The organism is Streptomyces sp. NPDC023723, from assembly GCF_040639815.1.
In the GTDB taxonomy this organism is placed as follows: Bacteria; Actinomycetota; Actinomycetes; order Streptomycetales; family Streptomycetaceae; genus Streptomyces.
The window spans coordinates 50,260-62,026 of record NZ_JBFAAP010000033.1 but is presented as its reverse complement, the minus strand read 5'-3'; the positions used below and the strand labels follow the sequence as shown (position 1 = coordinate 62,026).

General features: G+C 74.0%; 6 protein-coding genes. 2 read left to right on the top strand and 4 right to left on the bottom strand.

Features of this window, described 5'->3' with window-relative positions:
- Positions 1-61: 61 nt before the first annotated feature.
- Both AB0G32_RS27990 and AB0G32_RS27985 read right to left on the bottom strand, forming a co-directional pair.
- Positions 62-2,104 (bottom strand): NPCBM/NEW2 domain-containing protein, encoded by a 2,043-nt coding sequence (locus tag AB0G32_RS27990; RefSeq protein WP_361168994.1) that lies wholly within the window; start codon positions 2,102-2,104, stop codon positions 62-64.
- Positions 2,105-2,195: 91 nt separating this feature from the next.
- Positions 2,196-3,599: a glycoside hydrolase family 43 protein gene (locus tag AB0G32_RS27985; RefSeq protein ID WP_361168991.1), complete on the bottom strand. Its 1,404-nt coding sequence runs from the start codon at positions 3,597-3,599 to the stop codon at positions 2,196-2,198.
- A 482-nt stretch (positions 3,600-4,081) separates the two neighbouring features.
- On the opposite strand from AB0G32_RS27985, the gene AB0G32_RS27980 reads away from it, so the two are divergent.
- Together AB0G32_RS27980 and AB0G32_RS27975 are read left to right on the top strand one after the other, a co-directional pair.
- Positions 4,082-6,283 carry a beta-L-arabinofuranosidase domain-containing protein gene (locus tag AB0G32_RS27980; RefSeq protein WP_361169057.1) on the top strand — a complete coding sequence of 734 codons (2,202 nt, stop codon included), beginning with the start codon at positions 4,082-4,084 and terminating at the stop codon, positions 6,281-6,283.
- 126 nt (positions 6,284-6,409) lie between these two features.
- Positions 6,410-6,700 carry a DUF6355 family natural product biosynthesis protein gene (locus tag AB0G32_RS27975; RefSeq protein ID WP_361168988.1) on the top strand — a complete coding sequence of 97 codons (291 nt, stop codon included), beginning with the start codon at positions 6,410-6,412 and terminating at the stop codon, positions 6,698-6,700.
- 117 nt (positions 6,701-6,817) lie between these two features.
- Here the strand turns inward: AB0G32_RS27975 and AB0G32_RS27970 are convergent, their stop codons facing one another.
- Together AB0G32_RS27970 and AB0G32_RS27965 are read right to left on the bottom strand one after the other, a co-directional pair.
- Positions 6,818-8,851: an SWIM zinc finger family protein gene (locus tag AB0G32_RS27970; RefSeq protein WP_361168985.1), complete on the bottom strand. Its 2,034-nt coding sequence runs from the start codon at positions 8,849-8,851 to the stop codon at positions 6,818-6,820.
- Positions 8,848-11,754: a DEAD/DEAH box helicase gene (locus AB0G32_RS27965; RefSeq protein WP_361169054.1), complete on the bottom strand. Its 2,907-nt coding sequence runs from the start codon at positions 11,752-11,754 to the stop codon at positions 8,848-8,850. Before AB0G32_RS27965 ends, AB0G32_RS27970 begins: the two co-directional genes overlap by 4 nt.
- Positions 11,755-11,767 lie beyond the last annotated feature (13 nt).

Genomic DNA, 11,767 nt, shown 5'->3' with positions numbered 1-11,767 from the left:
ACGCGAGCCGGGCCGGGGCGCTGTTCCTGGCCGCCCCGGCCCGGCTGAGACGGCGCGGGCGTCAGCAGCTCAGGCGGGCGTCCGCCCAGTCCGCGTGGTCGAAGTCGACGCCGTCCCCGGCGTCGGTGACGACGAGCCGCACGACCTGGGCGCCGCTGACGTCGGCGGTGAGCGGGCGGGCCGCCGTTCCGCCGGCGAGAACGCCGCTGGCGGCGGCCCGCGTGCCGTCCGCCCAGATCTCGAAGGCGACGGTGCCCCCGGCGCCTTCGTCGTCCACCCCGACGGCCGCGGTGACCTGCTCGCACCGCCGGCCGGCGTAGAAGGAGACGTCACTGGGCGCGTGCACGCCGAGGCCCTTGGGGTATGCGGTGCCGCCGATGGTGAGCGGGCGGCCGTCGCCCGCCGCGCGCTCTCCGTTGCTGGTGTCGCGTTCCACCGGACCCCACCCGTTGGTGGCCGCCAGCCACGGCTGGTCGCTGAGGTACGAGGTCCCGGCCGGCGGCGGCAGCACGACGTGCGCGGTCACCGGGAGGGTGGCGGTGACGGGTGTGCCGGACGGGGCGCGGTAGGTGGTCCGCAGGGTGAGTACGTAGGCGCCGGCGGGGGTGCCGGCGGGTGCGGTGATCCGCCAGCCGGTGCGCAGCGTCCGGCCGGGGTCGAGGACGCGGACTGCCGTCGCCGAGGTGGGGCGGACGGTCCAGCCCGCGGGGCCGGTCAGTGCCGAGGAGACGCGGCGCGCGGGGACCCGGCCGAGGTCGGTGACGGTGGTGGTCAGTGGCTCCGGGGTGGCCGCCTCCAGCAACGGGTCGCCGTTCAGGCCGAGTTCGACGGCCGGCGGGTGGGCGGCCCAGTCGCCGGCGGCCGCGACGCGCAGCAGTACGGTGCCGTGCGCCGGGACGGTGGCGGCGATGGTGCCGGCGGTGTGCGCCGTGCGGTGCTGCCACAGGTCGCGCAGGGTGTAGGCGGCGGCGTCGGACAGGCCCACGGCACTCGCGTCGGTGGCGATCCGCTGGGCGGTGCCGGTCTCGTTGAAGAGGGCCACCGCGCGGCTGCCGTCCGCCATCTCCTTGGCGACGACCCAGCGTCCGCCCTCGGTGGAGACGACCGCGCCCTGCTTGCCCAGCGGGTCCTGATCGACGGCGATGACCTCCTGGTTGCTCAGGATGTCGAAGGTCTCCTGGGACGCGGTGCGCAGGTCGGAGCCGATCAGCAGCGGCGCGGCCATGACCGACCACAGGGAGAAGTGCGAGCGGTACTCGGTGTCCGTCATGCCGCCGTTGCCGACCTCCAGCATGTCGGGGTCGTTCCAGTGGCCGGGGCCCGCGTACGGGGCGAGCGGCAGGTTCTGCTTGGTGATCGCCAGCATCGATTCCCAGGTGTCGCTGATGTCACCGGTGGTGCGCCACAGGTGTCCGACGTCGGCGGCCCACTCCCAGGGCGTGTTCTCACCCCATTCGCAGATGCTGTACACGATGGGCCGCCCGGTCGCCTTCAGCGCGTCGCGCATGGTCTCGTAGCGCAGTCGGGCGTCCACGCCCTGGTTGTTGCAGTTGTCGTACTTCAGGTAGTCGACGCCCCAGTCGGCGAACTGCCGGGCGTCGCCGTACTCGTGTCCCAGGGCGCCGGGGAAGCCCGCGGGGTTGCAGGTCTTGGTGCCGGCGCTGGTGTAGATGCCGAGCTTGAGTCCCTTGGCGTGCACGTAGTCGGCCACCGCCTTGATGCCGCCCGGGAAGCGTGCGGGGTCGGGCACCAGCTTGCCGTCGGCGTCGCGTTCCGGCAGGGCCCAGCAGTCGTCCAGGTTGACGTACTCGTAGCCCGCGTCCTTCAGGCCCTTGGCCACGAGGATGTCCGCGATGCCCTTGACCATCGCCTCGTCGAACTCGGCGCGGCAGTGGGTGGAGTTCCAGTTGTTGAAGCCCATCGGCGGGGTGCGGGCGAGGCCGTCGGCGAGGGCCGGTGCCGCCTCGGCGGTGGTGACGGCAACGGCGGGCGCGGCCAGGCCGGCCGCGCACAGCACTCCCGCGGTGAGCGCTCCGACGACTCTTCGGCGGGTGGTACGGGCGGTACGGGTGAGGTCGGGGGTCCGGGTGCGAGGGTGACGCATCGTCGTCGTTCCTCCTGCTCGTGGTGGAGCGGTGCCTCGTGCCGGTGGTGCGAGCGGCGGCCAGCAGGCTGGTCCGTGGGCGGGGACGGGATCAATACCCTACGGAGAACGTGGCGTCGGCCCGCTCCGTGGCGGTCGAGACCGGATCGACGCGCAGGACGTAGTCGGAGTGCCGGAGGTAGCGGGTCGGGTAGTTGTGCGAGCGGAAGGACGCCCAGGAGGCGTCGGCCAGGCCGGCCACCCGGTGGAAGGTGGCGTCCTGGGCGAAGCCGGAGGTGCCGTCGGGCTCGTCCAGCCGGAGCTGGTAGTCGTAGTGCCGCAGGTAGCGGGTCGGGTAGTTGACCGACTGGAAGGAGATCCCGGCGGAGTCGGCCAGACCGGGGACGAGTCTCCACTGGGAGTCGGGATACGGATCGAAGGGATAGGTGTCGATCCGGGCCGTGAAGCCGGCGTGCCGGACGTAGCGGGCCGGGTAGTTGTAGGACTTGAGCCGGTTCCAGGCGGGGGCGCCCCATCGGGCCACCAGGTTGGTGTACTCGGTGGCCGTGATCGGGGCGATGGTGCAGTGCTTGGCGTTGACCGGGTGGGTGTAGAGCTTCTGGTCGACGGGGGTCCAGGTGCCGGCGGCGAGGTCGGTGCTCTGCCAGGCGTAGAAGACACCGTTGGGCGTGTAGGTGTCGCCCCAGAGGTACCAGGTGTTCGAGGTCAGGGACTTCACGAGGGTGGGTGCCTCGGTGCCGCCGTGGGCGACGGAGGTGCTGAAGGGCGTGAAGCTGCCGGGGTTCAGCGAGCTGGAGCGGGCGCCGACCAGGCCGCCGGTGGCGCTGCTCTTGAAGTAGAGGTAGTTGACGCCGTTCACGCCGACGGCCATGTCGCCGTCGATGATGTCGTAGCCGGGGTCGAAGAAGACCTGCGGGGCGGAGACGGTGGTGAAGTCGGTGGTGTAGTTGACCATCAGGACGCCGTGACCGCTGGCGTTCACCGACGAGTAGATGATGGCGTACTGGCCGCGGCTCGCGTCCCAGAATGCCTCCGGGGCCCAGCTGTGGGTGGCCATGTCGTGCAGGTGCGGGCGGCGGTAGTTGGTGAAGGTGCGCAGGTCGGCGGAGTCCCAGACATGGATGGTCTGGCTGTTGTAGCTCCAGTCGGTGCCCTTGAGGTCGGTGGCCAGCACGATGAAGCCGCCGTTCTGCTTGCGCATGATGAACGGGTCGCGCAGGCCGCCGGCCCCGGCGGTGGGGGTGACGACGGGGTTGTTCTGGTTCAGGGGCGTCCAGTTGAGCGCGTCCGTACTGACGGCCAGGTGCAGGCCGTAGTCGGTGCCGACGCCGTTCGGTGACTCGGTGAAGTAGCCCATGACGTAGGCGGAGTCGGCGGCGTGCGCGGGCCGGGCGCCCAGGGTCAGGTCGGCGGCCACGGCCAGCGAGGTGGCCGCGGCGGCACCGAGGAGGAGTCTGCGCGAGGGCATGGGCGGAGCAGGCTTGGCGGGGGTCATCGGCTCTCCGGGCTCGTGCGGGGGCGGACGGGAGCTGGTGGACGGGCGGCGCTGCGACTCGACTCCCCTTGTTCGGCATCTCGTACCGGGTTCGGGAAATCGGTCAGACCGTAAAACCGTGTCGCGAACACGTCAATACCTTTCGCGGTCTCACGGGGCATTGACGGCCCGTTGTCCACCCCTCTAGGGTCACGGCACTTCTGCGAACAACGTTCGAAATTACGGACGTATGCCACGCGCACCACCCATGAACTCGGCTTCCCCTCCCCGCAAAGGGTGATTTCGTGTCCTCCCCCTCCCCCTCCCCCTCTTCGGGTTCGGCTGCGGCTTCGGTCTCGGCTTCGGCTGGTTCCTCGTCCCTCAGCAGGAGACGTGTCCTCCAGGCCGCCGGGGCGACGGCCGCGGCGACCGCCGCGGGTCCGCTGCTCGGCAGTTCCCCCGCCCGGGCGGCGATCTCCCCGGCCAGGCCCGACATCGGCGCCCTGGCCTTCCCCTTCGAACTCGGCCAGGTCCGGCTGACCGCGAGCCGGTGGCTGGACAACCAGCAGCGCACCGCAGCCTACCTGCGGTTCGTCGACGTCGACCGGCTGCTGTACAACTTCCGGGCCAACCACCGCCTGGCCACGAAGGGCGCCGCCGCCACCGGCGGCTGGGAGGCACCCGACTTCCCCTTCCGCAGCCATGTCCAGGGCCACTTCCTCACCGCCTGGGCGCAGTTGTACGCGGTGACCGGGGACACCGCCGCCCGCGACAAGGCCCTGTACATGGTGGCCGAGCTGGCCAAGTGCCAGGCCAACAACAGTGCCGCCGGATTCACCGCCGGGTACCTCTGCGGCTACCCCGAGTCCGACTTCACCGCCCTGGAGGCCCGGACGCTGAGCAACGGCAATGTGCCGTACTACACGGTCCACAAGACCCTCACCGGCCTGCTGGACGTGTGGCGCCATCTCGGCAGCACCCAGGCCCGCGACGTACTGCTGGCGCTGGCCGGCTGGGTCGACACCCGCACCGGCCGGCTGACCGCGGCGCAGCGACAGGCCATGCTGGGCACCGAGTTCGGCGGCATGAACGCGGTCCTCACCGACCTCTGCCAGCAGACCGGCGACCCGCGCTGGCTCACCGTCGCCCAGCGCTTCGACCACGCCGCGGTGTTCGACCCGCTGGCCGCGAACCAGGACGCCCTGGCCGGACTGCACGCCAACACCCAGGTGCCGAAGTGGATCGGGGCGATACGGGAGTACAAGGCCACCGGCACCACCCGCTACCGGGACATCGCCACCAATGCCTGGAACCACTGCGTCGGCGCGCACACCTACGCCATCGGCGGCAACAGCCAGGCCGAACACTTCCGCGCCCCGAACGCCATCGCCGGATACCTGTTGAATGACACCTGCGAGAGCTGCAACACCGTCAACATGCTGAGCCTGACCAGGGAGTTGTTCGCGCTCACCCCGGACCGGGCCGCGCTGTTCGACTTCTACGAGCAGGCCTGGCTGAACCACATGATCGGCCAGCAGAACCCGGCCGACCCGCACGGACACGTCACCTACTTCACCCCGCTCAGGCCCGGCGGCCGGCGCGGCGTCGGCCCGGCCTGGGGCGGCGGCACCTGGAGCACCGACTACACCACCTTCTGGTGCTGCCAGGGCACCGGCCTGGAGATGCACACCCGGCTGGTGGACTCCGTCTACTACCACGCCGGCACCACCCTGACCGTGAACCTGTTCGTCCCCTCGGTCCTCACCTGGACCCAGCGCGGCATCACCGTCACCCAGACCACCACCTACCCGGCGAGCGACACCACGACCCTGCGCGTCACCGGCGCGGTGGGCGGCACCTGGGCGATGCGCATCCGCATCCCCGGCTGGACCACCGGGGCCACCGTCGGTGTCAACGGCGTCGCGCAGAACATCACCACGGCCCCCGGGAGTTACGCGACCCTGACCCGGTCCTGGACCTCCGGCGACACCGTCACCGTCCGCCTGCCCATGCGCACCGTCGTCCGGCCGGCCAACGACGACCCGGACACCGTCGCCGTCACCCACGGCCCGGTTGTCCTGTCCGGGAACTACGGCGACACCGCCCTCACGTCCCTCCCCGCCCTCGACACGGCGTCGATCCGGCGGACCAGTTCCACCGCGCTCACCTTCACCGCCACCGCGAACGGCGCCACCGTGCCCCTCGGCCCGTTCCACGACGCCCACGGGCACAACTACACCGTCTACTGGAACACCGGCGACCGAACGCCCGTGCGGCTGGCCAACGCGGCCGGCGGCCTGGTGCTGGGCATCCAGGACATGTCCACCGCCGACGGCGGCCGGGCGCTGCTGTGGACCGACTCCGGCACCGCCGACCACGACTGGGAGCTGATCCCCGACGGCGACGCCCACCGCCTGCGCAACGTCCACAGCGGCAAGGTGCTCGGCGTGCTCGACATGTCCACCGCCGACGGCGCCACCGTCCTGCAGTGGACGGACAACGGCACCGCCGACCACCGCTGGCTCCTGCTCGACCAGGGTGACGGCACCTACCTGATCCGCAACGCGCACAGTGGGAAACTGCTCGCCGTCCAGGACGGTTCCACCGCGGTCGGCGCCTTCGCCGTCCAGGACGCGGACGACGGCACGGCCGACAACCGCTGGCGCCTGGTCCGGGTTCAGACGGTACGCACCCCTTCCGGGTGAACGCGCACCATTCGTGCCGACCGCCCGGCGCCGGGCTGCGAGTCTCAGGGACGACGTCCGCGACGGGCCGCTTCGGCGAACCGGCGCCGGACGTCGACTCGTCCCTGTTTCGATCAAGGAGCCCTTGTGCGTATCCGACACCTGGTGACCAGCCCGCTCGCCGCCGCGGCCCTCGCGCTCACCTCCCTGGGCGCGGTGGCCGTCACGGCGACCCCCGCGGCCGCCGACCCGTGCGGGTTCTACGAGACCAGCGCCGACGCCTTCTACCGCCACTGCACTTCGGACGGCTCCCACGTCGTCATCAAGGTCGAGGTCGCGCACGCGGCCGACTACGAACGCTGTGTCGCCCCCGGCCGGACCTGGCTGGGGTCGGCGGCCAAGATCCAGGGCGCGCACTACGTCGGCCGCACCTGCTGACGACCGGCCGCCCACGAGTCACTCGTCGCCCTCGTGGGCGGGAGGCCGAAGACGGGCGGAAGGCGGCCTTCCCTGCGGCAGGCGAGGGCCCAGGAGCCCGGCAGACAGGGGTCAGGGTCAGGGGTCAGGGGTCAGGTCCTCGGGCGTCCCGAGGCCGGTGAGGGCGCCGACCGGGTCCAGGTCCGGGGTGCCCCGGGGCCACCAGTCGTCGTCTCCCGGCTCGGACTCGTAGGCGTACCACAGGCCGGTCCGGCCCAGCCGGAGCTGGACCTGGCCGCGCGGGTGGGTGAGGCGGTTGCGCCACGGGCGGAACGCGGGCAGGTCGGCGGCGAGCAGCAGGGGGCGGGCCCGGTCGAAACGGCCGGCCGGCGGGTCCCAGGGTTCCTCCAGGACGCTGAGACCCGCCGGGCCGCCCTGCCGCCAGGCGGCCACCGCGCGCGCCAGCTCGGCCGGGTCCCGGCCGGCCGCCCGGGCCAGCGCGGAGTACAGGGCACGGCTGCCGGCGGTCAGGCCGGAACCGGGGCGGGCGGCGGCCAGCCGTACGGCGTCCTGCCACAGCGTGAACCCGTCGACCGGGTCCCGGCCCGTGGTGAGCAGGGCGTGGGCGCGGGCGGCGGCGTCGGTGGCCAGTTGGTCCAGGGCGAAGGGGTCGGGGCCGCCGGGGGCCGCCGGGTAGGCGGGCGGCTGTTCGGGGTGCGGGGGCGCGGGCAACGGCGGTGGGAGGGGCGGGCGGGCGCGCGGGGCGAGGGCCTCGGTGGCGCGGACCCCCGGCAGTCCTGCCGGGTCCTGGTCCTGGGCGGCGCGGGCCGCGCGGGCGGCGCTCAGCCGGGTCAGGGCGTCGAGCAAGTCCCGCTCGCCCCGGCCGCGCAGCAGGAGCAGCACGAACGGATCGGCGTCGAACAGCCGTGCCGTCTGGTAGCAGAGGGCGGCGGCGTGCTTGCAGGGGTGGCCGGAGTCGGGGCAGTTGCACTGCGGGTCGAGGTCCCCTGGGCCGGGCAGCAGGGGGACGCCGCAGTCGGCCAGCGAGTGCGGCAGTTCCTTGTCAAGGAGGGCGGCGATGTGCCCCGGCCGTTCGGCGGCGGTGTCGAGGAACCGTCCCCAGTCGGCGTCGTCCAGCGTGCGCAGCCGTACCTGCACGCGGTACGGCCGGGGGCGGCTGCCCTGGACGTAGGCGAGGACGAGTCCGGGTGTGACGGTGACAGCGTCGACGTGGCCCCGCTCGGCGTAGGCCCGGCCCCGCGCCAGCCGTCCGGCGTCCAGGGCGCCTTCCTCCAGCGCGGCCACCCACGCGTTGCCCCACCAGGTCTCGGCGAAGCCCTGGCCCGCCGACGGTCCCGGCGGCAACGCGGGGAAGGTGCGCCGCAGCTCGCCGTCCCGGGCGGGGGCGGCCATGGAACCGGAACGGGCACGGGAAGGGGAAGGGGCACGGGAGGAGGAAGGCGAAGGGGAGGAGGAAGGGGCAGGGGCAGGGGAATGAGGTGCGGGTCCGTCCGGGGTGTCGCGGGCGGTCGGCTCCGGGACGGCGGCCGGTGCCGTCTCCGGGACGGGGGCTGATGACGTCTCCGGGACGGCCGGGGCGGCGGAGGAACCGGTGTCGTCGGCGTCGTCGAGGGGCGGGCGGAAAGCGTTCGCCAGCAGGTCACGTACGGCACGGGCGCGGGCGTCCGCGACGGACTCCGGGTGGGAGGGGCGGCGTACGGCGGCGCGTTTGCGCGTGGGCGGCTGGGACCGGCGGGTCTCCCGGCGAGCGGCCCGCAGCGCCTCGCGCGCACCGTCCCCGGGGCGGACCCGCGCCGCGAGACCTTCGGGAGCGGTGGCCGAAGCCGCGCTCCGCACCGGGTCCGAGTCCTTGGCCGCCGTGTCGTCCTTGGTCGCCATGTCGTCCTTGGTCGCCATGTCGTCCTTGGCCGCCGCGTCGTCCTCGGCCGACGCGCGGCGCAGTGCCTCGCGGGCGGCGTCGCCGGGGCGGGGGACGACAACGGGGCCGGGGACGGAGCCGGGCGGCTGGGCCGGAACGGCGGGAGTGGGGGTGAGGGCGGGGGCGGGGGTAGCGGCTGTCGTGGGCGGTTCCTCGCGGGTCGCCGGGTCCGCCGCCCGTTCCCGGGCCGCGCGCAAGGCGCGGCGGGCCTCGTCGGCGGGACGGGGGGTCATGACGGCCTCCGCAGGGACACCAGGTCGGACAGCTCACGGTCGGTCAGTTCGGTCAGCGCCGACTCGCCGGAGCCGAGGATCGCGTCGGCCAGCGCCCGCTTGGCGGTGAGCATCTCCGCGATGCGGTCCTCCACCGTCCCCTCGGTGACCAGGCGGTGCACCTGGACCGGCTGGGTCTGGCCGATGCGGTAGGCGCGGTCGGTGGCCTGTTCCTCGACGGCCGGGTTCCACCAGCGGTCGAAGTGGACGACATGGCCGGCCCGGGTGAGGTTGAGACCGGTGCCCGCCGCCTTCAGGGACAGCACCAGGACCGGGGTGGCGCCGTCCTGGAAGCGGTCGACCATCCGCTCGCGCTCCGGCACGGGGGTGCCGCCGTGCAGCATCTCGACGGGGACCGCGCGGGCGGCGAGGTGGGCGGCGAGGAGCCGGGCCATGCCGACGTACTGGGTGAAGACCAGCACCGAGCCGTCCTCCGCGAGCACCGTGTCGAGCAGTTCGTCGAGCAGGGCCAGCTTGCCGGAGCGGGCGGCGGCGTCGCCCTGCTGCCGGTAGTCCTCCTTGGGATCCTCCTTGAGGTAGAGCGCGGGGTGGTCGCAGATCTGCTTCAGCGCGCCCAGCAGCTTCAGCACCAGCCCCCGGCGGGCGATGCCCTGCGCGGTCTCGATGACAGCCATCGACTCGCGCACCACCGCCTCGTACAGCGCCGCCTGTTCGCGGGAGAGCGGCACGGGGTGGTCCGTCTCGGTCTTCGGCGGCAGTTCGGGGACGATGCCGGGATCGGACTTGCGGCGGCGCAGGAGGAACGGCCGGACCAGGCGGGCCAGCCGGGCCACCGCCTCCTCGTCCTCGCCGGTCTCCACCGCGCGGGCGTGCCGGGCGCGGAAGGACTTCAGGGGGCCGAGCAGGCCGGGGGTGGTCCAGTCGAGCAGGGCCCACAGCTCGGAGAGGTTGTTCTCCACCGGGGTGCCGGTGAGGGCGACGCGGGCCGGGGCCGGGATGGTGCGCAGGGCCTTCGCGGTCGCGGAGTAGGGGTTCTTGACGTGCTGGGCCTCGTCGGCGACGACCATGCCCCAGGGCCGGTCGGCCAGGGTGGCCGCCGCCGAGCGCATGGTGCCGTAGGTGGTGAGCACGAATCCGCCGGCCTGCCCGGCCGGTCCGTCCGGTCCGTCCGGTCCGTGCACGCCGTCCAGGGTGCGGTCGGGGCCGTGGAAGCGGCGGACCGGGACGCCGGGGGCGAACCGGGTGATCTCCCGCTGCCAGTTGCCGAGCAGGGAGGCGGGGCAGACGACGAGGGTGGGCTCGGGGCGGGCCCGCTTGAGGTGCAGGGCGATGAGGGTGACCGTCTTGCCGAGGCCCATGTCGTCGGCGAGGCAGCCGCCGAGGCCGAGCGAGGTCATCAGGTCCAGCCAGGCCAGGCCCCTGAGCTGGTAGTCGCGGAGAGTGGCGGCGAGGCCGGGAGGCGGTGCGGCCGGGGTGAGGCCGGCGGTGAGCCGGTCGCGCAGCGCGGCCAGCGCGCCGACCGGCACGGCTTCCACCGTCTCGCCGTCGACCTCCGCGCTGCCGGTGAGCGCCACGGACAGCGCGTCGACCGGGTCGAGCAGGCCCAGGTCGCGGTTGCGGGCGCGGCGGACCAGGGCCGGGTCGACCAGCACCCAGCGGTCGCGCAGCCGCACCACCGGGCGGTGGGCCTCGGCCAGCCGGTCCATCTCGGCCTCGGTGAGCGGATCGCCGCCGAGGGCCAGCTGCCAGCCGAACCGGAGCAGGTCGGCGCTCTCGAAGAAGCCGGTGCCGTCGGTCGCCGAACCGGGCGCGGGCCGCACCACCGCCGACACGGTCAGGTCCTGGGCCAGGTCACGCGGCCAGTGCACGGCGACCCCGGCGGTGGCCAGCCGGGTGGCCGCGACGCCGAGCAGGTCGGTCAGCTCCTCCTCGGACAGGGCCAGGACGTCGGGTACGTCCTGCTCGGTGAGCCGGTCCAGCGGTGGCCAGATCCGGGCGGCGCGCCGGACCGCGAGGGCCGCGTCGACCCGGGCGCGCGGACCGAAGGCGGGGTCCGCCGCGCCCGACCACAGATCCGCCACGTCGGCCACCAGGGTGGGGTCGGCGAGGCTGTGCACCTGGACCACCGCGGCACCCGCCGCCCGCCCGGGGTCCGGGTCGCCCGGTCCGGCGGCGGTGGTCTGTGCCGCGGCGTCGAACAGGTCGAACGGCGACAGGTCCAGACGGAGTGAGATCCGCACGCCCGCGTCCATGCCGGCGGCGACCTCGGCGGCCCAGTCCCGGGCGCCGGGCAGCCGCTGGGCCGGGCGGGCGGCGAACGGCAGACCCAGCGCGTACGGCGCGGCCGGGGTGCGGGGCAGGGTGTCGGTGACGGCGTCCAGGAACGAGCGGATCAGGGCGCGCGGTTCGGGCAGCCGCAGCGGGCCCGGGCCGTCCAGCGGGACCGCGTGTCCTTCGGGCGGCAGGGCGGCGGCGACGGCCCGCAGGTGGGCGATGTCGTCCGGGTCCAGCGGGCCGGCCCGCCAGGCGTCGTGGCCGGCGGCGGTCAGGCCGGGCAGCAGCCGGCCCCGCGCGGCGAGCCGCAGCGCGTGCAGGGCGGCGGCGCCCCAGCAGGCGGTGGCCGGGTGGGCGGCCGGATCGTGCCGGGCACGCACCAGCAGGGGCAGGGCCTCCTCGACGGGGAGGGTCAGCGCGGGGACGGTCCGGCGGCGTACCCGGGTGCCGTGCGGGCGTACCACGGTCAGTCCGGCGGGCCCGGAAGACGGTGTGTCGTCGTCCGGGTCCCAGAAGGCGACGCGGCCCTCGCGCGGCAGCGGGGCGGGCAGGAAGACAGCGGCGAGCCGTACCGCGCCGGCCGACGCCGCGGCGTCCGTCGTGGACATGTCCGTCAGGCGGCCCGGCATGTCCGTCGTAGCG